The 22,831-nt window shown below is 50.3% G+C and carries 21 protein-coding genes; 14 read left to right on the forward strand and 7 right to left on the reverse strand.

Annotated features, from left to right (window positions below; genetic code table 11):
- Positions 1 to 32: 32 nt before the first annotated feature.
- The 3 genes from clpX to QWY27_RS02170 all read left to right on the forward strand — a co-directional run bounded on the left by clpX (position 33) and on the right by QWY27_RS02170 (position 4,391).
- A complete protein-coding gene (gene clpX / locus QWY27_RS02160; RefSeq protein WP_290194282.1) occupies positions 33 to 1,331 on the forward strand; it encodes an ATP-dependent Clp protease ATP-binding subunit ClpX in 1,299 nt (432 codons plus the stop codon).
- A 201-nt stretch (positions 1,332 to 1,532) separates the two neighbouring features.
- The gene (gene lon / locus QWY27_RS02165) at positions 1,533 to 3,983 is read left to right on the forward strand and encodes an endopeptidase La (protein ID WP_290194284.1); all 2,451 of its coding nucleotides are present in this window, start codon (positions 1,533 to 1,535) and stop codon (positions 3,981 to 3,983) included.
- A gap of 18 nt (positions 3,984 to 4,001) precedes the next feature.
- Complete coding sequence (locus QWY27_RS02170) at positions 4,002 to 4,391, forward strand: RNA-binding S4 domain-containing protein (protein ID WP_290194286.1); 390 nt, start codon at positions 4,002 to 4,004, stop codon at positions 4,389 to 4,391.
- Between the two features lie 50 nt (positions 4,392 to 4,441).
- Here the strand turns inward: QWY27_RS02170 and lexA are convergent, their stop codons facing one another.
- Both lexA and QWY27_RS02180 read right to left on the reverse strand, forming a co-directional pair.
- Positions 4,442 to 5,170, reverse strand: a complete 729-nt coding sequence (gene lexA / locus QWY27_RS02175) for a transcriptional repressor LexA (RefSeq protein WP_290194288.1) — start codon at positions 5,168 to 5,170, stop codon at positions 4,442 to 4,444.
- Positions 5,171 to 5,342: 172 nt separating this feature from the next.
- Complete coding sequence (locus tag QWY27_RS02180; RefSeq protein WP_290194289.1) at positions 5,343 to 6,548, reverse strand: amino acid aminotransferase; 1,206 nt, start codon at positions 6,546 to 6,548, stop codon at positions 5,343 to 5,345.
- Positions 6,549 to 6,703: 155 nt separating this feature from the next.
- On the opposite strand from QWY27_RS02180, the gene uvrB reads away from it, so the two are divergent.
- The 11 genes from uvrB (at position 6,704) to QWY27_RS02235 (ending at position 16,684) form a co-directional block, all read left to right on the forward strand.
- Positions 6,704 to 8,851 carry an excinuclease ABC subunit UvrB gene (uvrB, locus tag QWY27_RS02185; RefSeq protein ID WP_290194291.1) on the forward strand — a complete coding sequence of 716 codons (2,148 nt, stop codon included), beginning with the start codon at positions 6,704 to 6,706 and terminating at the stop codon, positions 8,849 to 8,851.
- Between the two features lie 225 nt (positions 8,852 to 9,076).
- Positions 9,077 to 9,568, forward strand: coding sequence for a low molecular weight protein-tyrosine-phosphatase (locus QWY27_RS02190; protein WP_290194576.1), 492 nt, complete (start codon positions 9,077 to 9,079; stop codon positions 9,566 to 9,568).
- Between the two features lie 171 nt (positions 9,569 to 9,739).
- Complete coding sequence (locus QWY27_RS02195; protein WP_290194293.1) at positions 9,740 to 10,267, forward strand: Fe-S cluster assembly transcription factor; 528 nt, start codon at positions 9,740 to 9,742, stop codon at positions 10,265 to 10,267.
- A 19-nt stretch (positions 10,268 to 10,286) separates the two neighbouring features.
- The gene (locus tag QWY27_RS02200) at positions 10,287 to 11,498 is read left to right on the forward strand and encodes an IscS subfamily cysteine desulfurase (RefSeq protein WP_290194295.1); all 1,212 of its coding nucleotides are present in this window, start codon (positions 10,287 to 10,289) and stop codon (positions 11,496 to 11,498) included.
- A gap of 22 nt (positions 11,499 to 11,520) precedes the next feature.
- Positions 11,521 to 11,904, forward strand: coding sequence for a Fe-S cluster assembly scaffold IscU (gene iscU / locus QWY27_RS02205; protein WP_290194296.1), 384 nt, complete (start codon positions 11,521 to 11,523; stop codon positions 11,902 to 11,904).
- Between the two features lie 2 nt (positions 11,905 to 11,906).
- Positions 11,907 to 12,230 (forward strand): iron-sulfur cluster assembly protein IscA, encoded by a 324-nt coding sequence (gene iscA, locus QWY27_RS02210; RefSeq protein WP_290194299.1) that lies wholly within the window; start codon positions 11,907 to 11,909, stop codon positions 12,228 to 12,230.
- Positions 12,231 to 12,259: 29 nt separating this feature from the next.
- Positions 12,260 to 12,781 (forward strand): Fe-S protein assembly co-chaperone HscB, encoded by a 522-nt coding sequence (gene hscB / locus QWY27_RS02215; RefSeq protein WP_290194577.1) that lies wholly within the window; start codon positions 12,260 to 12,262, stop codon positions 12,779 to 12,781.
- A 47-nt stretch (positions 12,782 to 12,828) separates the two neighbouring features.
- Positions 12,829 to 14,685 carry a Fe-S protein assembly chaperone HscA gene (hscA, locus tag QWY27_RS02220; protein ID WP_290194300.1) on the forward strand — a complete coding sequence of 619 codons (1,857 nt, stop codon included), beginning with the start codon at positions 12,829 to 12,831 and terminating at the stop codon, positions 14,683 to 14,685.
- 8 nt (positions 14,686 to 14,693) lie between these two features.
- Positions 14,694 to 15,035 (forward strand): ISC system 2Fe-2S type ferredoxin, encoded by a 342-nt coding sequence (fdx, locus tag QWY27_RS02225; RefSeq protein ID WP_290194302.1) that lies wholly within the window; start codon positions 14,694 to 14,696, stop codon positions 15,033 to 15,035.
- Positions 15,036 to 15,092: 57 nt separating this feature from the next.
- Positions 15,093 to 15,884: an HpcH/HpaI aldolase family protein gene (locus QWY27_RS02230; RefSeq protein WP_290194304.1), complete on the forward strand. Its 792-nt coding sequence runs from the start codon at positions 15,093 to 15,095 to the stop codon at positions 15,882 to 15,884.
- Between the two features lie 20 nt (positions 15,885 to 15,904).
- Entirely contained in the window at positions 15,905 to 16,684 is a 780-nt protein-coding gene (locus QWY27_RS02235; RefSeq protein ID WP_290194306.1) for a hydroxypyruvate isomerase family protein, read from the forward strand.
- Positions 16,685 to 16,742: 58 nt separating this feature from the next.
- Here the strand turns inward: QWY27_RS02235 and lysS are convergent, their stop codons facing one another.
- From lysS to QWY27_RS02260, 5 genes are all read right to left on the reverse strand, one after another.
- Positions 16,743 to 18,257 carry a lysine--tRNA ligase gene (gene lysS, locus QWY27_RS02240; RefSeq protein WP_290194308.1) on the reverse strand — a complete coding sequence of 505 codons (1,515 nt, stop codon included), beginning with the start codon at positions 18,255 to 18,257 and terminating at the stop codon, positions 16,743 to 16,745.
- 2 nt (positions 18,258 to 18,259) lie between these two features.
- The gene (locus tag QWY27_RS02245) at positions 18,260 to 19,006 is read right to left on the reverse strand and encodes an SDR family NAD(P)-dependent oxidoreductase (RefSeq protein ID WP_290194310.1); all 747 of its coding nucleotides are present in this window, start codon (positions 19,004 to 19,006) and stop codon (positions 18,260 to 18,262) included.
- Between the two features lie 2 nt (positions 19,007 to 19,008).
- Positions 19,009 to 20,113, reverse strand: a protein-coding gene (prfB, locus tag QWY27_RS02250) for a peptide chain release factor 2 (RefSeq protein WP_290194312.1) whose coding sequence is annotated in 2 segments (ribosomal slippage) — positions 19,009 to 20,031 and positions 20,033 to 20,113 — 1,104 coding nt in all. Because the reading frame shifts where the segments join, the coding sequence is not laid out codon by codon here.
- A gap of 98 nt (positions 20,114 to 20,211) precedes the next feature.
- On the reverse strand, positions 20,212 to 21,921 hold the full coding sequence (recJ, locus tag QWY27_RS02255; RefSeq protein WP_290194314.1) for a single-stranded-DNA-specific exonuclease RecJ: 1,710 nt from the start codon (positions 21,919 to 21,921) through the stop codon (positions 20,212 to 20,214).
- Complete coding sequence (locus QWY27_RS02260) at positions 21,903 to 22,823, reverse strand: hypothetical protein (RefSeq protein WP_290194316.1); 921 nt, start codon at positions 22,821 to 22,823, stop codon at positions 21,903 to 21,905. Before QWY27_RS02260 ends, recJ begins: the two co-directional genes overlap by 19 nt.
- Positions 22,824 to 22,831 lie beyond the last annotated feature (8 nt).

Raw genomic sequence — 22,831 nt, forward strand, 5'->3', positions numbered from 1 at the left:
AGACACTCCGGCCTATGACCGACAGGAACGATATGTCCGAAATTAAAGGATCTGCACCGACTAAGGTCTTGCATTGTTCATTTTGCAACAAGGCGCAGCATGAAGTTCGCAAGCTGATCGCGGGTCCTTCAGTGTTTGTGTGTGATGAGTGTATTGATTTATGCAATGACATCATCCGTGAGGAAGCCCAAGCGAGCGCAAAGGAGTCGATCAAGACTGATTTGCCTACACCCGCTGAGATCAAAGCCTTTTTAGACCAATATGTGATCGGGCAAACCGCACCTAAGCGAGTGCTGGCGGTTGCTGTGTATAACCACTACAAACGCTTGCGCCATGGTGAGATCAAGGGTGATGGCGTTGAGTTGTCAAAGAGCAATATCTTGCTGATTGGCCCAACGGGTTCCGGCAAGACACTGCTCGCCCAGACCCTTGCGCGACAGCTTAATGTTCCTTTTGTGATGGCTGATGCGACGACACTCACTGAGGCGGGTTATGTAGGTGAGGACGTTGAAAACATCATTCAAAAGCTCCTGCAAAACTGTAATTATGAGGTTGATAAAGCTCAGCGCGCCATCGTGTATATCGATGAGATCGACAAAATATCCCGAAAGGCAGATAACCCCTCCATTACGCGTGATGTATCTGGAGAGGGTGTTCAGCAGGCTTTGCTAAAGCTCATCGAAGGAACTGTAGCTTCCGTTCCTCCCCAGGGCGGTCGTAAGCACCCTAACCAGGACTTTGTACAAGTTGACACGACAAATATTCTCTTTATCGTTGGTGGTGCTTTCGACGGTTTAGAAAAAGTTATTCGAAATCGTACTGAACGCTCAGGCATTGGGTTTGGCGCATCAGTCGAGTCGAAAGTCGAACGTTCGACGGGTGATACATTTCTCGAGGTTGAGCCTGAGGATTTAGTCAAATTTGGTTTGATTCCTGAACTGGTCGGACGTTTGCCTGTTATTGCGACTTTGCAAGAGCTCGACGAAGAAACTTTGATGCAAATCTTGACTGAGCCTAAAAACGCAGTCGTCAAACAGTTTCAAAAGCTATTTGCCATGGAAGGAGCGGAACTAGAAATTCGCCCCGATGCGCTCAAGGCAATCGCCCGCAAGGCAATTAAACGCAAAACAGGTGCGCGTGGCTTGCGCTCAATACTTGAGTCCGCACTACTGGATACGATGTATGAGTTGCCAACACAGGGTAATATCAAACGTGTTGTGCTTGATGAATCTGCAATTTCTGGCGAGGGTAAACCTTTGTTGGTATATGCTGATGAAAATGAAGCAAAACCCGAAGCGAAAAAACCTGGTCTGAGGGATGCTGCTGCTTAATTGCTTTAAGGAGTTGGAGTGTGGGGAGTCTCAAGCCTCCTGCACTTGAAGTTCCCAGCCCCTTCTTAGGGGCTTTTGCTTTTATAGGGGTATCTAACTTGAAATTTAGGCTATTGTCCCAATAACGAAGCTATTCGTAGAAACACGGGCTTTGTATCGGCCGCCCTATAGGATTTGCCGAGTTTTTCTTAGGAGGACATCATGTCCGGACATCAGACCTTGCCTTCTGACCCCATTAATTTGCCCTTGTTGCCGTTACGCGACGTTGTCGTGTTTCCACACATGGTTATCCCCCTCTTTGTGGGGCGCCCACGCTCGATTCGCGCACTTGAAGCCGCGATGGAAGCGGGTAAAAGTATTATGCTTGCCGCACAAAAATCAGCTGGAAAAGACGATCCTACCCCTGATGACGTCTATGAAATTGGCTGTGTGGCGACTATTCTCCAAATGCTCAAGCTTCCCGATGGCACCGTCAAGGTGTTAGTTGAGGGTGCTCAACGTGCGCGTGTCACGAGCATTCAGGACGCTGACACACATTTCACCTCTGAGTTGGTGCCGATTGCTCCAGATGCAACTACTGGAGCGGAGATCGAGGCTTTACGCCGCGCAATCGTGAGTCAGTTTGAACAGTATGTAAAGTTAAATAAAAAGATTCCTCCAGAGATTTTGACCTCTCTTGCTGGTATCGATGATGCAGGTCGCCTGGCAGATACGATCGCTGCCCATCTGCCTCTTAAACTCGAGCAGAAACAAAAGATGCTCGAGATCATTTCGACCTCTGAGAGACTTGAGGCGTTGTTGTCTCAGCTTGAAACTGAGATTGATATTCTGCAGGTTGAAAAGCGTATTCGTGGCCGCGTCAAAAAGCAGATGGAAAAAAGCCAGCGTGATTACTATTTGAACGAGCAGGTTAAAGCGATTCAAAAGGAGCTTGGCGAAGGCGAAGAGGGCGCTGACATTGAAGAGCTCGAGAAAAAAATCGAAGCAGCTCATCTCCCAAAAGATGCTCGCAAGAAAGTGGATGGTGAGCTTAAAAAACTCAAGCTCATGTCGCCCATGTCGGCAGAGGCGACTGTTGTCCGCAATTACATTGATACAGTGATCGCCTTACCTTGGCGCAAAAAGAGTAAGGTTAACAACTCCATTCCTAATGCTGAAAGCGTCCTCGACAATGATCACTACGGTTTGGATAAAGTTAAAGAGCGTATCCTTGAGTATCTTGCTGTGCAACAGCGCGTTGACAAGGTAAAAGCTCCGATTCTGTGTTTGGTCGGCCCACCAGGGGTTGGAAAGACCTCCTTGGGTCAATCGATTGCAAAAGCGACGAATCGTAAGTTCATACGCATGGCCTTGGGTGGCGTGCGTGACGAAGCTGAAATTCGCGGACACAGACGGACCTACATTGGTTCGATGCCTGGAAAAATTTTGCAAAACATGTCCAAAGTTGCAGTGCGCAATCCACTTTTCTTGCTCGATGAGATCGATAAACTGGGCATGGACTTCCGTGGTGATCCAGCGTCAGCATTGCTTGAGGTGCTTGATCCCGAACAGAATCATACCTTTCAAGATCACTACGTTGAGGTTGATTTTGACCTCTCCGATGTAATGTTTGTCGCGACAAGCAATACTTTGAATATTCCTCCAGCATTGTTGGATCGTATGGAAGTGATTCGTCTGTCGGGTTACACCGAAGATGAAAAAATACATATCGCGATGGATCATTTGATTCCAAAAGTCATGAAGAATAATGGCGTCAAGCCCGAAGAGCTGGTGGTAGAAGAGTCAGCGATTCGTGACATTATTCGTTACTACACACGCGAAGCTGGTGTACGTTCACTTGAGCGCGACATCGGTAAGATTTGTCGCAAAGTTGTCAAGAAGCTTCTCGCTGAAAACGAGGAAAGAAAGGCGACAAAATCGTCCGAGCCTGTTGCGAAGGTTGTGGTGACCTCAGAAAACTTGAACGACTACCTTGGTGTGCGTCGTTACAATTTTGGTATGGCTGAAAAGGAAAACCAGATTGGCCAGGTAACCGGCTTGGCATGGACTGAGGTGGGTGGTGATTTGCTCACGATTGAAGTGGCTGACATGCCTGGTAAAGGTGTGATTCAACGCACGGGTTCGATTGGCGATGTGATGAAAGAGTCTGTCGAAGCTGCCCGCAGTGTGGTGCGTGCTCGTGCAGCGAGATTGGGCATCATGGATTCCGTGTTTGAAAAACGTGACATCCACGTCCACTTTCCTGAAGGCGCTACACCTAAAGACGGCCCCTCTGCTGGTATCGCCATCACCACCGCGATTGTTTCTGCTTTGACACATATTCCTGTGCGGGCGGACGTAGCCATGACGGGTGAGATCACGCTGCGGGGCGAAGTTCTTGCAATTGGCGGGCTCAAAGAAAAGCTTTTGGCTGCGCATCGTGGTGGAATCAAGACGGTGCTCATTCCTGAGGAAAACGTCAAGGATTTGGCAGAGATTCCAGATAATGTGAAAAATCATCTGGAAATCGTGCCGGTTCGCTGGATTGACAAGGTGTTGGAGGTTGCGCTTTCTGAGCCAACAAAACCTCTTCCTGAGGAGACTGTCATTGCCAAGGAGGTTGTGGCAAAAACGGAAACAACTGCAACAACGGATCCCGTGATCAAGCACTAGGTGATTGTGGACTGATTCATGCAAGTTTTTGTTGATTCGGTTCGCCTTGACAAGTGGCTCTGGGCAGCCCGCTTTTTTAAATCACGTACCTTGGCCGTGAGCGCGATCGATACTGGTCGCGTTCTCGTCAATAACGAGCGGGCTAAACCCGCTCGTTTAATTAAAGTTGGCGAGCGCCTAAAGATCAGTCGGGAACAGGAGCGTTTCGAACTCGTCGTGAAGGGAATTAGTGAGCAGCGAAAATCTGCACCACTTGCAAGACTTCTTTATGAAGAGACACCGGAAAGTTTGCTGACCCGGCAAACTGCCGCAGAAAATAGGCGGTTTTACAGTGAACCCTCTCAGGACATTGCTGGTCGTCCTACAAAACGTAATCGTCGCGCACTGGAAAGATGGAGGGACAATTAAAAGCTTGACACATTCTTGTCAAACTTTGAGCCACTAAAAAGCTCCTTCTATCAGTGCAGTGGGGTATTGCGAATAAGACCCAAGGCAATCCCTTCAACTGAGAAGTCTTGGCCTGGTTGAATCACGATCGGATCAAAATCGGGATTTTCTGGAAGAAGTTCGATGTGATTACCCTTTTTGTTTAAACGCTTGACAGTGACTTCATCGTCAATGCGGGCAACGATAATCTGTCCGTTGCGTGCATCACTCGTTTTTTTAATGGCCAGCAGGTCACCATCCAAAATACCCACATCACGCATGCTCAAGCCTTTCACTTTTAGTAGGTAATCGGGCTTTTGTTCAAATAGGTTTGGATCAACGGAAATTTCTTTTTCGATATTTTCCGCGGCTAGCATCGGGTAGCCTGCTGCAACGCGTCCCACTAGAGGAACCAGCGTGTGCCCCATGTCGGGTAGTGTGCTGAGTTGAGTGCGCGAGGTTTGTACACGCGTTTGATCGTCAGCGCTGTCGAGATTGGCTGACGACTCTAGGTCGTGATCAGAATCCGAATGAAACTCTGCAGCAGTTTCGGTCAAACGAATGCCACGTGATGCTCCAGCAGTCAGCTCGATGACGCCTTTGCGCGCCAGCGCCCTGAGATGATCCTCCGCAGCATTGGCCGATTTAAAACCGAGCTTTTGAGCGATCTCCGCGCGAGTAGGAGGAAATCCAGTACTTGTCAGTGCCTCACGGATGAGATCCAGGATTTGTTGCTGTCGATCTGTCAGTTTGATTGTCACGGTCAAGACCTTTGAGGCTGAAATGCCGATTGCTGTTTTTATATACAGTTAAGATTTTGCATCATTTTTTTATGCTTGGCAAATAATATCTGTATAAAAAAACAGCTCCGCTATAACGGCGGAGCTGGTGAATGGGCTTTTCTTTGACAGCAAAGCGGTATTTTTAAGATATTTAGCCTTTCATGACGCTTGCCATGGCTTTGGCGACTACGTCAATATTGTGGCTGTTCAGGGCGGCCACGCAAATTCGACCGCTGCTGACAGCGTAAATAGCGTGTTCTTCGCGCAAACGCTCGACTTGTGCTGCGGTCAGACCTGAAAATGAGAACATTCCACGTTGCTTCATGACAAAACTAAAGTCCTGAGTAACGCCATGTTGGGCGAGCTTCTCGACCAACTGCCGACGCATTAAACGAATGCGATCACGCATGCCAGCAAGCTCTTTATCCCACAGGGCAAAAAGCTCCGGGTTGTTCAGCACTGTTGAAACAATCGTGCCACCATGTGTAGGTGGATTGGAATAGTTTGTACGAATCACTCGCTTGACCTGACTGAGCACCCGGTTTGATTCGTCCTTGCTGCCAGTGACGATCGTCAGGGCACCCACACGCTCTCCATAAAGAGAGAAAGATTTTGAGAACGAGGAGCTGATGAACATCGTCATATCGTTTTCAGCGAATAGTCTGACTGCAGAGGCGTCTTGTTCCAAGCCATCGCCAAATCCTTGATAGGCGATGTCAAGGAACGGGATGAGGTGAGTGTCTTTAATGACTTTGGCGACCTCTCGCCACTGGTCTGTTGTCAGGTCGACACCAGTGGGGTTGTGGCAGCAAGCATGCAATACAACCACGCTTTGAGCGGGCAGTGCTTTTAATGCGTTGAGCATGCCTTGAAAGTCGAGTCCGTGTGTGGCTGGATCGTAATAGGGATAGTTCACTACCTCAAAGCCTGCGCGCTCAAACAGAGCACGGTGGTTTTCCCAGCTTGGGTTGCTAATTGCGACCTTTGCATTCGGGACCAATTGCTTGATGAAGTCGGCACCGATTTTCAGGGCGCCTGTTCCGCCAAGTGCTTGCATGGTCAGCACGCGTCCTGCCGCGATGAGCGGGGAGTTTTTACCAAGCACCAGCTCTTGTGCGCCTTTGTTGTAGCCAGCAATGCCTTCAATAGGCAAATAGCCCCTTGCCGCAGCGGCTTCGACGCGAGCAATCTCTGCCTTATGAACGGCTGAAAGAAGGGGAATTTTGCCGTTGTCGTCATAATAGACGCCTACGCCAAGATTGACCTTGTGCGCCCGCGTATCGGCATTGAATTGTTCGTTGAGGCCCAAAATTGGATCGCGAGGGGCGAGTTCGACGGATTGAAAAAGAGTGCTCATTTAGGTGTCAATAGAAGAGAGGAGCTGGAGGGTTGAAGCGAATAATAATTTTGTGATTTTAATAACATTATTGGCATTGGGTGGACGCTGCGCAGATCTGGGGACATAATAAGCGGTTGGCCCCGCATCCGAGGGGTTTCCCGAATAAGTCTAGCATGGCATCCAAGACTCCACCCCAAGAAACGCCAGATATTTTCATACCGCCTGCCATTGCGCATGAGGGTGTTTCTTCCACGCGTGTCTCGATTCCTGTGGTGCCAGCCAGTATTTCAACTGGTAAAGAAGAGCCGCGCTTTGTGGACTATCCGGATAGTCCCTTTCACCTTTATCAGCCTTATCCTCCGGGTGGAGATCAGCCCAATGCGATCAATCAGCTGGAGCAGGGGGTGCGAGACGGTCTCATGATGCAGACCTTGCTAGGTGTGACGGGGTCTGGCAAAACATTTACGATGGCAAATATGATCGCTCGTTTGGGCCGACCCGCAGTCGTTCTGGCGCCAAACAAAACACTTGCTGCACAGCTTTATGCAGAGATGCGGGAGTTTTTCCCGAAAAACGCTGTGGAGTATTTCGTTTCATACTACGACTACTACCAGCCTGAGGCCTATGTGCCCACGCGAGACTTATTCATCGAAAAAGACTCATCAATCAATGAACATATCGAGCAGATGCGCTTGTCGGCGACCAAGAGCCTGCTCGAGAGACGTGACACGATTATTGTTGGAACGGTGTCATGTATTTACGGTATTGGAAACCCTTCCGATTATCACGCGATGGTTCTGATATTGCGGACAGGCGACAGAATTCCGCGTAGAGAGATTCTTGCGCGTCTGGTTGCTATGCAATACGAGCGCAACGATACTGAGTTCACGCGCGGAACTTTTCGTGCGCGTGGCGAGACGATCGACATTTTTCCTGCTGAAAGCGCCGAACTCGCGGTTCGGCTCTCTTTGTTTGATGATGAGGTCGAGAGTCTAGAGTTGTTTGATCCACTGACTGGAAAAATCCGTCAAAAGGTGCCCCGTTTTACTGTTTATCCAGGTTCTCATTATGTGACGCCTCGCGAGACGGTGCTGCGCGCGATGGAAACCATCAAAGCAGAGCTCAGAGAGCGCGTGAAATTTTTTGTTGATAGCGGGCATCTTGTTGAGGCGCAAAGGATCGAGCAGCGCACGCGGTTTGACTTGGAAATGCTTGCCGAGTTGGGCTTTTGCAAGGGAATCGAAAACTATTCTCGTCACCTCTCTGGTGCAGCACCTGGGGAACCGCCCCCAACGCTGATTGATTATCTTCCTAGCGATGCCTTGATGTTTATCGACGAAAGTCATGTCACGATTGGACAGCTCGGTGGCATGTATCGAGGAGATCGCGCACGCAAAGAGACGCTCGTGACTTATGGATTTCGACTTCCCTCTGCAATGGACAATCGTCCGTTGAAAATGGAGGAGTTTGAAGCGCGGATGCGTCAATGTATTTTCGTGTCGGCCACGCCCGGGCAGTATGAGCAAACGCATAGCGATCATGTTGTTGAACAAGTCGTACGACCGACTGGGCTGGTGGATCCAGTTGTTGAGGTCAGGCCTGCACGCACACAAGTGGATGATTTGCTCGGTGAGATCAAGCTTCGCCTCGCCCTTGAGGAAAGAGTGCTTGTCACGACACTCACCAAGCGTATGGCTGAGGATTTAACTGACTATCTGGCTGAGCATGGTATTCGAGTTCGTTATCTTCACTCAGATATTGATACGGTTGAACGTGTGGAGATCATCCGCGACTTGAGACTAGGCGTCTTCGATGTGTTGGTTGGGATCAATTTGTTGCGTGAAGGCCTTGATATTCCAGAGGTGTCACTGGTTGCAATTTTGGATGCAGACAAAGAAGGCTTTTTACGTTCCGACCGAAGTTTGATCCAGACAATTGGACGCGCAGCGCGCAACTTGAACGGGCGCGCCATTCTCTATGCTGATCGCATAACTGATTCAATGAAGCGCGCGATGGGAGAAACGGAACGTCGCCGTCAAAAGCAGCTTGCGTTTAATCAGGAGCATGGAATTGAAGCGCGAAGCGTACGAAAAGCTGTGCGAGAGTTGATCGACGGCATTGTTGCCCCAGCCTTCAGAAACCAGGAGGAGCCAGAGGTTTCTCTTGCATTACTGACCGATGAAAAAGCACTCGCAAAAGAGTTCAAGCGTCTTGAAAAGCTGATGCTTGATCACGCAAGAAATCTCGAGTTTGAACAAGCTGCGGCTGCCCGAGATGCGCTAAAAGCTCTCAAAGAGCGTGTGCTCTTGTCCGGTGCATAATTTCTTTTTCTAGGCATTATTTCAGTGCGTGATCTTCGATTTTAAAGAGGGTTTTAGTTTCATTAACTCTCAGTTTTATAAAATTAAAACTTAATGTATTTTAAAAAAATCTCCCATAACACATTGATATAAAAAAATTATTTTTTTAATTCTCTTTTTTATTACATATTAATTTTTTTAAAAAATATCTGGACATCTTACGGGTTTTCCCGCACAATACGCACCATCATGACAAAAGTTCTCTTCGTATGCATGGGCAATATTTGCCGGTCGCCCAGCGCAGAAGGCGTATTCCGCCACCTTATCAATGACGCAGGCCTCTCTGAGGTCGTCGGGATTGATTCCGCCGGTACTCATAGCTTCCACGTTGGCGAGGCGCCTGATCCGCGTGCAATCGCAGCGGCGCGAAAACGTGGCTACGAAATCACTCGAGCAGAGGCCAGACAGGTCGAGCCCGAGGATTTTCATGAATACGATCTGATCCTTGCAATGGATTGGGAAAATCTTTCTGCTTTGCAGCAACAGTGCCCCAAGCCACATCAGCACAAACTGATGTTGTTGATGCGCTTTGCCAACGAGTTCGAAGAGGCAACAGTTCCTGACCCCTACTACGGTGGTCCTGAGGGTTTCGGCAAGGTGCTTGATTACCTTGAAGACGCTTGCCAGGGTGTGCTTGAGTTGGTTCGCAAGCGCGCGACACAATACCAAGCCGCCTGATCCCCTTGAGAGTGAAAAACCGCGCTTAGCGCGGTTTTTTTACGACTGAAATCCTGATATCCAATAAGGTTTTAAGGATATACCCAACTAAATTACTCAGGAATTATGTATACTTGAGTTGTTTAGTCGGGTAAGTCTTTAAACTCAAGGTTTCTTAAAAAGGATACTGTCATGAGGCTCACTACCAAAGGACGTTTCGCCGTTACTGCCATGATTGATCTGGCACTTCGTCAACAGGGCGGTCCTGTCACATTGTCTGCAATCAGCCAGCGTCAAAATATATCGCTGTCTTACCTCGAGCAGCTTTTTGGCAAATTGCGCCGCCATGAGTTGGTTGATAGCGTTCGTGGACCTGGCGGCGGTTATACCTTGTCCCGTCTCGCTCGCAACATCACCGTTGCCGACATTATATTTGCAGTCGATGAGCCAATCGATGCTACCAACTGTGCGGGTAAATCAGCCTGTGACAGCGGTACGGATGGAAAGCCCGGTATCTGTATGACCCACGAGTTGTGGTCTACCCTTAACCGCAAAATGGTCGATTTTCTTGATTCAGTTTCACTTCAGGATCTTGTCGATCAGCAAAGATTGCGACAAATTCAAGAGGCTAGCAAGTCCTCTGGTGCAGGTGTGCGCGTCAATGTAGTCGGTTCAAACAGCTCTCCGCTGGCTACAGAAGCTGCATCGATTAGTCTTTAAAATATTCAGGAGTTTCAGCATGTCAACCCGTCCTATATATTTTGACTATTCGGCTACGACACCAGTAGATCCTCGAGTCGTTGAAAAAATGATTCCCTGGCTGTACGAGCATGCAGGTAATCCTGCTTCACGCAGTCACGCCTATGGGTGGGAGGCCGAAGAGGCAGTTGAGCACGCACGCGAGCAAGTTGCTGCCTTGGTCAATGCCGATCCACGAGAGATTATCTGGACATCTGGTGCGACAGAGTCAAACAATCTGGCAATCAAAGGTGCCGCGACTTTTTATGCCGAGCGTGGCAAGCACATCATCACAGTCAAAACTGAACACAAAGCTGTTTTGGATCCATGCCGTGAGCTTGAGCGCCAAGGTTTCGAAGTGACCTATCTCGATGTTCAGGAAAACGGCCTGATTAGCATGGATGCACTCAAGGCTGCCATCCGTCCCGATACCGTTCTCATATCCGTCATGTTTGTGAACAATGAAATCGGGGTGATTCAGGATGTCGCGGCCATTGGTGAATTGTGTCGCTCAAAAAATATTATTTTCCATGTCGACGCCGCACAAGCCACCGGTAAGGTTGCTATTGATTTACAGACGTTGAAAGTCGATTTGATGTCTTTCTGTGCTCACAAGACATACGGTCCTAAAGGCATCGGAGCCTTGTACGTTCGTCGCAAACCCCGCATCAGGATTGAAGCGCAGATGCATGGTGGCGGGCATGAGCGTGGTTTTCGCTCAGGCACACTCGCAACGCATCAGATTGTCGGGATGGGAGAGGCTTTCGCTTTGGCTCAACAAGAAATGGGCACTGAGAATGAACGTATCCGCATGTTGCGTGATCGTTTGTGGGCAGGCTTGTCCCAAATCGAAGAGGTTTACCTCAACGGTGATCTTGAGCATCGGGTTCCTCACAATCTGAACGTGAGCTTCAACTATGTTGAGGGCGAATCCCTCATTATGGCGATCAAAGAGTTGGCAGTCTCTAGCGGTTCTGCCTGTACTTCAGCGAGCTTGGAGCCATCGTACGTGTTGCGTGCGCTGGGTCGCAATGACGAGCTCGCCCACAGTTCGATACGCTTTACGATTGGCCGCTTCACGACAGAGAAAGACATTGATTTTGCTGTCGAATTGCTCAAGGCACGTGTAGGCAAGCTGCGCGACATGTCACCTCTTTGGGAAATGGCCAAGGAAGGTATTGATTTAAATTCAGTCCAGTGGGCTGCCCACTAGACACAATGGTTGGAGAATAAAAATGGCATACAGCGATAAAGTTCTGGATCACTACGAAAATCCACGCAATGTTGGAACGTTCGACAAGGGCGATGATCAAGTTGGCACTGGAATGGTTGGTGCACCGGCCTGTGGCGATGTCATGAAACTTCAGATCCGTGTGAATGATGCCGGTATCATCGAAGATGCTCGGTTTAAAACATACGGCTGTGGTTCTGCCATTGCCTCGAGCTCGCTCGTGACAGAGTGGGTCAAGGGTAAGACCCTGGATGAGGCATTGACGATCCGTAATACCCAGATCGCCGAAGAGTTGGCACTTCCTCCCGTTAAAATCCATTGTTCGATTTTGGCTGAGGATGCGATTAAAGCCGCGGTTGAGGACTATAAAAACAAGCATACGGGATAATCATGGGCGTCACACTTACCTCTCAGGCTGCCGACCACATCGGCAAATATCTCCAAAAGCGCGGCAGTGGTATTGGTTTGCGTTTGGGTGTGCGTACCACTGGCTGTTCTGGTATGGCTTACAAGCTCGAGTATGTTGATGAGGCGGCTTCCGATGATCAGGTATTCGAGAGTTTTGGCGTCAAGGTTTTTATCGACCCCAAAAGTCTCGCGTACCTTGATGGCACAGAGCTCGATTATGCTCGCGAGGGTCTGAACGAAGGTTTCAAGTTTCGTAATCCAAACGAAAAAGCAACCTGTGGTTGCGGTGAATCGTTCACGGTCTAAAAGCTTTGGATGATTCCCCCCAACGTCCGCTGACCACTCAGGATCATTTCAGCCTGCTCGGTTTGCCTCGTCGTTTTGAAATAGCCCCTCAGGTTTTGGAGTCTGCGTGGAAGAAGGTTGCGCTTGCGGTGCATCCTGATCGGTTTGCCACCCGCTCTGCTGCTGAAAAAAGGGTGGCAATGCAATGGAGTTCACAGGCAAATGAGGCCTATCGGATTTTGAAAGATCCAATGTCTCGTGCCAGATACCTTTGCGAGCTGGCAGGAGTGGATTTACAAACTGAGACGAACACTGCCATGTCGTCTGATTTTTTATTCCGTCAGATGGAGTGGCACGAACAGCTTGATGCTCTGCATGCGTTAGCACCCGGACAAGAAAGCCGCACACATGTTCAACAGACTCTCGAGCATGACTTGATGACTGCCGAGCAAGAGATAACGGCTGCCGTTCAGGAGCATTTAGAGCAAGAGCGCTTTGATTTGGCGGCAGTCCGAGTTCGTGAATGGATGTTTTTAAATAAGCTGATTGCGCAATTGCGTGCAATTAATTAGGCCTTGCGGTCTCTACGCTGCACAGAGTGCGCAACTGAATCAAATATATGGCGTTATTGCAGATTTCTGAGCCTGGCGAATCACCCGCACCACATCAACGAAAGTTGGCGGTCGGGATTGATTTAGGTACGACGCATTCTCTGGTCGCCGCGGTACGTAGTAGCGTACCTGAAGTGTTGTCTGATGAAAGGGGGCGGGCTCTTCTTCCGTCCGCGGTTTACATTAATGCAGGTCAGCAGGCGCTCATCGGTTACGAGGCGATCGAGCAACAGCAAGCCTTTCCGCTTGACACCTTGGTATCGATCAAACGCCTGATGGGCCGCTCATACCAGGAAGCACTTGACTCTGGCATGCCGTATCACTTTATTGAGGATGGGCAGAGCGTTCGGGTCCAGACCCAGCATGCGAGTGTGTCTCCAGTCGAAGTGGCTGCCAAGATTCTTGAAAAACTTAAGTTGTTGGCTGAGGGAACCCTTGGCGATGCGCTTGTGGGTGCTGTCATTACAGTACCTGCTTATTTCGATGATGCGCAGCGTCAGGCTACACGCGATGCCGCGCGTCTTGCCGGACTCAACGTCCTGAGATTGTTGAATGAGCCCACTGCTGCCGCGATAGCTTATGGTCTGGATCATGGCGCCGAGGGGGTTTATGCTGTGTATGACCTAGGCGGAGGCACCTTCGATTTGTCTTTGCTGCGTCTATCTCGCGGAGTCTTCGAAGTTGTCGCAACAGGCGGTGATACGCGTTTGGGTGGCGATGATTTTGATGCGTTGATAGTAGATAATTTCCTAGAGTCACAAAAAATAGCAACGGTCAGTCATGCCTTGCGTCGATCTTTACTGAGTGCTGCGCGTCGCTTGCGTGAGCGTCTGACTGATCACCCTGAACATGTGGAATCGATTGTGCACGAGGGTTCTACCTATACCCTCGCGTTATCACGCGAGATGTTTGAACGTCTCGCTGAGCCCTTGATCGCCAGAACACTTGCCTGTGCACAACAGGCGCTCAAAGATGCCTCTCTGACCAAGCAGGAGATCAAGGGGGTTGTCATGGTTGGCGGCGCCACACGTATGCCCGTGGTACGCAGAAGGGTGGGCGAGGCATTTGGAACGACGCCTTTGACGGATTTGGACCCTGATCAAGTGGTGGCATTGGGTGCGGCGCTCCAGGCAAATCTTTTGGCGGGCAATCGCCATCCGGGTGAGGATTGGTTGCTACTTGATGTCACGCCCCTGACACTTGGCTTGGAGACGATGGGAGGACTGGTTGAGCATATTATTCCCCGTAATAGTACGATTCCAGTCGCTCGCGCTCAGGAGTTCACTACCTTCAAAGATGGCCAAACTGCATTGGCTGTTCATGTTGTTCAAGGCGAGCGCGACTTGGTGTCTGATTGTCGCTCTCTGGCGCGTTTTGAGCTGAGAGGTATTCCCGCGATGGTTGCGGGTGCCGCACGTATTCGTGTCACATTTCAAGTTGATGCGGATGGTTTGCTCAGTGTGACGGCTCGCGAACTTGCCTCTGGCGTTGAGGCTTCTGTCACTGTCAAGCCCTCGTTTGGTCTGAGTGATGATGAAATTTCTCGGATGCTCTCCGAAGGAATGTCCAAGGCAGGTGAAGACGCTCAAATACGCATGTTGCGCGAGCAACAGGTCGATGCTCAGCAATTAATCGAATCTGTCATGGCTGCACTGGCCGCAGATGCGGATTTGTTGAGTGCGTCAGAACAGACTCGTATTTCACAACAACTAGAGATGACCGCAAACGCAGCTTCCGGCAATGATGTCGAGAAAATTCGCGATGCTGTTAAAGCGCTCTCTGCTGTGACGGATGATTTTGCCGCACGACGGATGGATCGCAGTATACGGGCGGCCTTGACGGGTCGCTCGCTTGAGGATTTATAGGACTAATCATGCCAAAAATTACTGTGTTGCCTCACCCCGAGGTTTGTCCACAGGGTAAGGTGATTGAAAATGCGCCAACTGGCGAGTCCATTTGCCGCATATTGTTGGATAACCATGTCGAGATTGAACACGCTTGTGAGCTGTCTTGCGCGTGCACAACTTGCCATGTGGTGGTCAAGGAGGGCTTTCAGTCTCTCGCCGAAGCATCCGATTCCGAAGAGGATTTGTTGGATCGCGCTTGGGGATTGTCCACGACCTCAAGACTCGCTTGTCAAGCCAAGGTCGCTGCCGCAGACCTGGTCATTGAAATCCCGCGCTACACCATTAACCACGCCAAAGAGAATCACTAAATCTCTCTGCCTGGAATCGTGTAAAGTATCTCGCACATCAATAACAGTGGAGATAACATGCGCACAAATAGTATTCGTCAAAAAATTGCTTCAGGTCAGCCTGTCATCAATGGCTGGTTGGCGATTCCTTCATCTTATTCCGCTGAGGTCATTGGCCATCAAGGCTTTGATTCAGTGACTGTTGATCTGCAACACGGGATGATCGGTATCGATGCTGCTTTACCGATGTTTCAGGCCTTATCTTCCACACCCGCAATTCCTCTGGCACGCGTACCTTGGAATGATCCTGCTCAGATCATGCGCCTGCTTGATAGCGGTGCCTACGGTATCATCTGCCCAATGATTTCGACCGTGGACGATGCTGTTAATTTTGTTTCTTCCTGTCGTTACCCCCCGCGTGGACAACGCTCTTTTGGTCCGGCTCGTGCGCTGCTCTACGGTGGTGCGGATTATTATCCTGGCGCTGACAAAGAAATTTTGGCGCTTGGCATGATTGAAACGCAGGCTGGTTTGGATAATCTTGATCAAATTTTAGCGATTGAAGGACTCGATGGCATTTACATTGGTCCCAATGATCTTGCGCTCGCCCTTGGTTCAGTCCCGAAATCTGAGTCTGATGATCCAGTTGTGATAAAGGCAGTCGAGCATATTCGCGCTCGAGCCATTGCGCATGGCAAGATTGCCGGTATTTTTTGCTCGTCCGGCGAGGCTGCAGCGATGCGGATCAAACAAGGTTTTCAAATGGTCACTCCCGGTAACGAGGCTGCATTGATGGCCAACGCAGCGAAAGCTGCTGTCGCCACGGCTCGTGGTGCGCAAGCTACTGGCGTGTCTAAAACAGGTTACTAATTTAATAAGGTGCATGCTTGATGCTACGTTTTTCGGCAAACCTGGGGTTCCTCTGGGCGCAACTGCCCTTGCTTGAGCGTATTGAGCGAGCGGCAGCGAGTCGATTCAAGGCAATTGAGCTCCACTGGCCTTATGATGTGTCTGCTCGTCTAGTGAAAGAGGCTTGCGAAAAATTCGGACTCACCCTTTTAGCAGCCAATGCTCCAATTGGAAATAGCCAATTAGGTGAGTCTGGTTTGGCAGCCTTATCCGGACGAGAAACCGAATTCCGCAAGTCGTTTGAAATTTCTCTTGCTTGGTGTGCCGAGGCGGGTGCTGGAGCGATCCACGTCTTACCCGGAATCATAGATCCGGTCCACAGAGAACAGGCTACCGAAACTTTTGTGTCCAATCTTCAGTGGGCGGCGGATTGCGCAAGCAAGCAAGGTATCACTATTTTGCTTGAGGCGATCAATCAGCGTGATAAACCAAACTATTTTTACTCAACACAAGCCGAGTCAAATGATATTCGCCTGCAGTGCGGTCGTGAAAATATCAAATTGATGTTTGATGTTTATCACGTTGGTGTAGCGGAGGGAGATATCCTCACAAAGCTCGCACATTACATGCCACACATCGGTCATATCCAGATTGCAGCAGTACCCTCACGCGCGGAACCAGACGAAGGTGAGGTTGCTTATCGGGCGGTGTTTGAGCGCATTGCCGCTCTGAACTATAAGGGATGGATTGGTTGCGAGTACAAGCCACGGGCTAGCGTTGAGGCAGGACTCGCATGGCGAGATCCTTACCTCAGTGAGTGATTGCTGAAAATTGCCTTTGATCTTCCGCGTTTAATCTTCTGCGCTTAATCTTCTGTGCTTAATCTTCTTTACGCAGATGTGGAAACAAAATGACATCCCGAATGCTTGGACTGTCGGTTAATAGCATGACAAGTCGATCGATCCCGATGCCGCAACCACCTGTTGGAGGCATGCCGTATTCGAGCGCGCGTATGTAGTCTGCATCATAGAACATCGCCTCTTCATCACCTGCATCCTTGGCCTTGACCTGTGCATGAAACCGAGCTGCTTGATCTTCGGGGTCGTTGAGTTCTGAAAACCCGTTCGCAATTTCCCGACCCGTAATGAACAATTCGTAACGTTCAGTAATGCCTGGACGGGTATCTGATTCTCGGGCAAGAGGAGACACCTCGATTGGATAATCAATGATATAAGTGGGGTGCCAAAGCTTTGATTCTGCTGTTTCTTCAAATAAAGCCAGCTGTAGCGCACCCAAACCTGAGTGAGCAAGATTTGGGGCCGTGACGTCAACGCCACGCTTTTTAAGTTGATTTTTAACAAAATCAATATCAGCAAGCTGAGCTTCTGAGAATTCTGGTACATGCTGAAGGATGGCCTCAACAATCGTTAAGCGATGAAAAGGCTTGGACAAGTCAAGTTCTCGGCCCTGATAAGTCAGCGTAGCTGTGCCGCACGCTTTAATTGCCGCGGCGCGAATGATTTGTTCAGTGAAATCCATGAGCCATTGGTAGTTTGTATAGGCTGCATAAAACTCCATCATGGTGAACTCCGGGTTATGCCGCGGACTTACACCCTCATTGCGAAAGTTTCTGTTGATCTCAAAGACACGCTCGAAGCCGCCGACGATCAGTCGCTTGAGGTAAAGCTCCGGCGCGATGCGCAGGAACATTTCCATGTCTAGCGCATTGTGATGGGTCACGAAGGGTTTAGCCGCTGCGCCACCCGGGATGCCATGCAACATGGGTGTCTCAACTTCGAGAAAGCCTGCTTCCACCATGGTCTGACGAATGGCGCTGATGGCTTTGCTGCGTGCAATGAACGTTTCACGCGTTTGCTCAGTCATGATGAGATCGACATACCGCTGGCGGTAGCGTAACTCTTGGTCGGAAACCCCATGAAACTTATCGGGCAGGGGACGTAGAGATTTTGCCAGCACGCGTGCTTCTGTTGCGTGAATCGACAGTTCGCCCTTGTTGGTTTTAAAGATGCGTCCAGTAATGGCGATAATGTCGCCAATATCCCATTGTTTGAACGCATCATAGATGTCTTCGCCCAGACTATTTCTCTCCAGATAAATTTGGATACGTCCAGTACTGTCTTGCAATGTGGCAAAGCTCGCCTTGCCCATTACGCGTTTGAGCATCATCCTTCCTGCGACCGAAGCGGGATGCGCAGCGGCTGCCAGAGTAGCCTGATCCTGCTCACCAAAGTTTGCATGCAGCGCATCAGCCCGATGGGTGGGAACAAAATCGTTTGGAAAAGCGACGCCGTGCGTACGCAAACCGGCTAGCTTGGTCCGGCGCTCGGCAATCAGGTGGTTTTCGTCGTGCTGGGGTGTGTTCGAATCAGTCATAATTAGGCGGGGTATTGACGAATATCGTCGATGGTTTTGGTGCCAAAGGCTTCGCTTTCGAGCGCTTTGAGTAAACGTTCAGCAACGGCTCCGGGCGCTGCAAGCTGTTGACTCTCTTTGAAGCCAATAAAACGATCCAGCGAGGGCAGGGCATCCTTGGACGTCGCACGAATCGTTTCTTGCATGGGTGTGTCGATGATTCCTGGTGCCATGGATACGACTTTTGCGCGGTCCCCTTGATCAAGTTGTACCGCCTCTGCAAAGCGATCCATGGCGGCCTTAGTCGCACAGTAAACTGCCCAGCCAGAGCTGACGTTACGACCCGCACCGGATGAGATGAGCATGATTCTGCGATCAGTGGCGTGAGGGGTGGCGCTTAAGACATGTGCAGTCAGAAAGATGGCGGAAGTGATATTGACATGAAAGGCGTCATTGATTGCATCGAGATTCGTCAGATTTTCCGACTGCGCGATTGGTTTGACCACACCAGCATTGTGTATGAAACGCACATGCGAATGACTATTGAGCAGCGGAACGAGTTGTGAGGCTGCGCGCTTGACTGCTTGCGTGTCGGAGAGGTCGACTTCGATTTGCGTGAGCGTTGTGTGGTGCTTCTTGGCGAGATCCGAAAGGGTCGACGAGGCTTGACGAGAAAGTGTGACAAGATGCTCCCCGCGCGTAGCGATTTGGTCTGCAAGGGCTGCGCCTAAGCCTCGCGTGGTGCCAGTCAAAATAGTCAGTGTCGTCATTTTTACACTCCTTGCTTCAGGCTTGCTTGAATGAATGGATCCAAGTCTCCATCAAGCACTTTTTGTGTGTTGGAAATCTCAACGTTGGTACGCAGATCTTTAATGCGGCTTTGGTCCAAAACATATGAGCGAATCTGATGACCCCAACCCACGTCAGTCTTGGCGTCTTCCATCTTTTGCTGCTCTGCCATCCGGTTGCGCATTTCGAGTTCATACAAACGTGATTTCAGCATTTGCATCGCTTCAGCACGGTTACGATGCTGAGATCGATCGTTTTGACACTGGACAACGATGTTGGTTGGAATGTGCGTAATCCGCACGGCCGAATCTGTCTTGTTGATATGCTGACCGCCAGCGCCACTTGCGCGATAGGTATCGACTCTTAAGTCAGCAGGGTTGATATCGATTTCAATGGAGTCATCCACCTCGGGGTAGACAAAGACACTGGCAAACGATGTGTGACGTCCCCCAGAAGAATCGAAGGGACTCTTGCGCACTAGACGGTGTACACCACTCTCGGTGCGTAAAAAACCGAAAGCATATTCGCCTTCTATTTTGATTGTGGCGGATTTAATACCAGCCACCTCTCCCTCGGACTCTTCGAGTAGCTCAGCTTTAAAACCTTTACGCTCAGCATAGCGCAGGTATTGACGCAACAAAATAGACGCCCAGTCCTGCGCCTCGGTCCCACCCGCGCCAGCCTGAATATCCAAAAAACAGTTCAGTGGATCTGCCGGATTTGAAAACATCCGGCGAAATTCCATCCCTTCGAGGATCGTTTGAAATTGTTCTGCGTCACTTTCGATTGCTTCAAGCGTTTCATCATCGTTATCTGAGACGGCCAACTCGAAAAGTTCGCGGGAGTCTGCAATAGATTGAGCAAGTGATGTCAGCGTCGTTACGACATCTTCGATGCTTTTTTTCTCTCGACCAAGGTCTTGAGCCCGTTTGGGATCATTCCAGACATTGGGGTCTTCTAATTCGGCGTTGACGACGTGCAGTCGCTCTGCTTTGACTTCGTAGTCAAAGATACCCCCGAAGTGCAGCCTCTCGCGCGGCGTAGTCGGCGAGGCGGGATGAGATTTGGTTCTGGCGTTCTGCGTCCATGTGCTTTGATTTCCGCTATAAAAACAGGTGTAACCACGTATTTTAACGGAGTATCACTGAGCCCTGCACCAAGCGAGGAGCTCAGTGATAGATCTGACTCAAGCTGCCTCTGCGTATTCGACAATAAGTTGGACGGAAATCACACCGTTCCAGACGTTTTGATCGAGCCTGTAGGCCATTTTGACAAATTCAGGCAAACGATCGGTGTGGTTGAACCAAATGGCGTCAAAGCGCTGGTGGCCACGCTGGACTGAGAGTTTCAGGTGTTTTTCTCCGACTAGTTTCTGGCTGCGCACGTGAAACTCATCTAAAAACAGCGGTGCGGTAAATCCCGCGCCCCAGACTTGTTGCTCCAGAATGTTGGCCACTTGGGCATTGGCGTAACCGACTTCGAGCGAACCATCGGTTTCGATCAGAGGTTCAAAGCTCGTGCGACCTGTGAGTTCAGTGACGGCAAGATCAAATGCTGGTGCAAAACGGTCGAAATCACCCCTTCCCAAAGTGAGGCCTGCCGCCATTGCATGACCGCCAAATTTGCGGATCAGACCTGGGTGTCGTTTGGAAACGAGGTCCAGTACATCGCGCAGATGAACGTCCGGGATTGAGCGGCCCGAACCACGCAACTCATCATCTCCCGCAGGCGCAAAAGCGAGAGTAGGTCGAAAAAACTTTTCCTTGAGTCGAGAAGCGACCAATCCGACAACCCCTTGATGCCAATCAGGATGGAACACACAAACAGACGCCCCGAGTGTTCCGGCCTGAACGGATTCCGTAGCGGCCAGTGCCTGCTCTTTCATGATATTTTCAATTTGTTTGCGCTCGCGATTGATCGTGTCAAGTTCACGTGCAAGCTCCAGTGCTTGCATTTCATCATTGGTGATCAGGCATCGAATACCCAGTCCCATGTCTGCCAGACGACCCGCAGCGTTGATACGAGGGCCCAACGCAAAGCCAAGGTCAAACGCGCTGGCAGCTTGCGGATCGCGTGCTGCCACTGCAAACAATGCTCGAATCCCCGGTTGCATCAACCCGCGTCGCATGCGATCAAGGCCTCGTGTTACGAGCAGTCTGTTGTTTGCATCGAGTTTGACAACGTCTGCAACAGTGCCAAGCGCAACAAGGTCGGCTAAGGCATCGAGCCGCGGTCCACCGTTTGAGGGGTAGTGTCCTCGCTTCCTGAGCTCTGCCCGCAATGCCAGCATGAGGTAAAAAATCACGCCAACGCCAGCTAAATTTTTGGAAGGGAAGTTGCAACCTGGCTGGTTGGGATTGACTATAGCCAGCGCTTGAGGAAGTTCGTCCCCCGGCAGGTGATGGTCCGTCACAATCACGCCAATGCCTTGCGCCTGTGCTGCAGCAACTCCCTCTACACTTGCGATGCCGTTATCGACAGTAATCAAAAGGTCCGGACGCCCGGAAGGGTGCTGACAAGTCAGATCCACTACAGCGGGAGAGAGCCCGTAACCAGTTTCAAACCGATTGGGAACAAGAAAGTCGACCAAGGCACCCATTTCCGTGAGTGCGCGCATTGCGACTGCACAAGCTGTCGCGCCGTCACAATCGTAGTCAGCCACGATTAACATTCTTTTTCCGGTCTTGATCGCATCGGCCAGTAAAGCGGCAGCATGCTCTGCCTGCGTCAAAGTGTTAGGTGAAAGCATCGCAGGCCAGTCCAGCTGAACATCTTCTTGGCGCTTGACACCGCGTGCCGCCCAAAGTCGCGCGAGCAGGGGATGGATACCTGCTGATTGCAGCTGTGCGACAGAGGCCAAATCAGTCGGGCGTACAGTTAGTTTTGGAGTGTCCACCAGTTCATCCAGTCTTGGCTACGTCTTGGCAAAAAAGCTTGCCACCAGTGCCTGATTTTTGGGGTGAGCGTCACCGTTCTGCGTTCACCTGTCAAAGTGAGGCTAGTAACAGAGTCGATCGAATTAATGTAGGCGGATAAGGCGGGTAGTTCTTCAAGCCAAGATCCCCAGTCAGAATCTAAGAAACTCTTTGTTAGTCCATGATAGAAAGTGGGTTGAGAGGTTGCTTGGACCGGTTTCCAGCCAAAAGCGCCACCGTATAACCAAAGACTATTGACTGGAGGCAGTCCGCGTTCGACCCTTTTATCGTTAACAGGGTGGTCATGCCAGACCATTTGTACTTCGTTCAACAGTTTTCGCCACGTTTGCATGGAGGGGTCTTGCGGCCACCAGTCAGAGACTGAGAGTGATGACACGGCTTCTGGTGAGATGGAGAGCAGTGTCGCATTGTGTGGTAGCCACACTCTCCAGCGTCCTATGTCAATTGGCAGCGCCGATATTTCGCTGTGTTCCCAGAGGGGTTTTACTACGTCAAATAATGCGTTGGCTTCGTCGGTTTCAAGCGCAAGTGCTTGGGGGGGGATTAAGCGGGCACCTTCACGGCCTACTGCTACGGAACATAAATCGGCTATCCAGACTTTTTCATCGGACGCCGTCATTCCCGCGCGAAGCGGACCTAGTCCAGTACTCAAATTGAATCCCTCCGCAGGGAGAAAACCTTTCTGGGTCAACTCTAAAAACTCCAACGTTGTGCAACCTGTTTCTTCAGGAGGGCACAGCGTTTGCGTAGGGGTCAGCCGACTCATTTGCTCGGTCAGTGCCGGGCAAAGCGTCTTGACGTGGTCAAGGAGTTCCCTTGCAATGGTGGAGGGAGGTAAGGAGCCGGGGATAATCAGATGCATGATTCAAA

It is taken from the genome of Zwartia vadi (assembly GCF_030410375.1).
In the GTDB taxonomy this organism is placed as follows: Bacteria; Pseudomonadota; Gammaproteobacteria; order Burkholderiales; family Burkholderiaceae_B; genus Zwartia; species Zwartia vadi.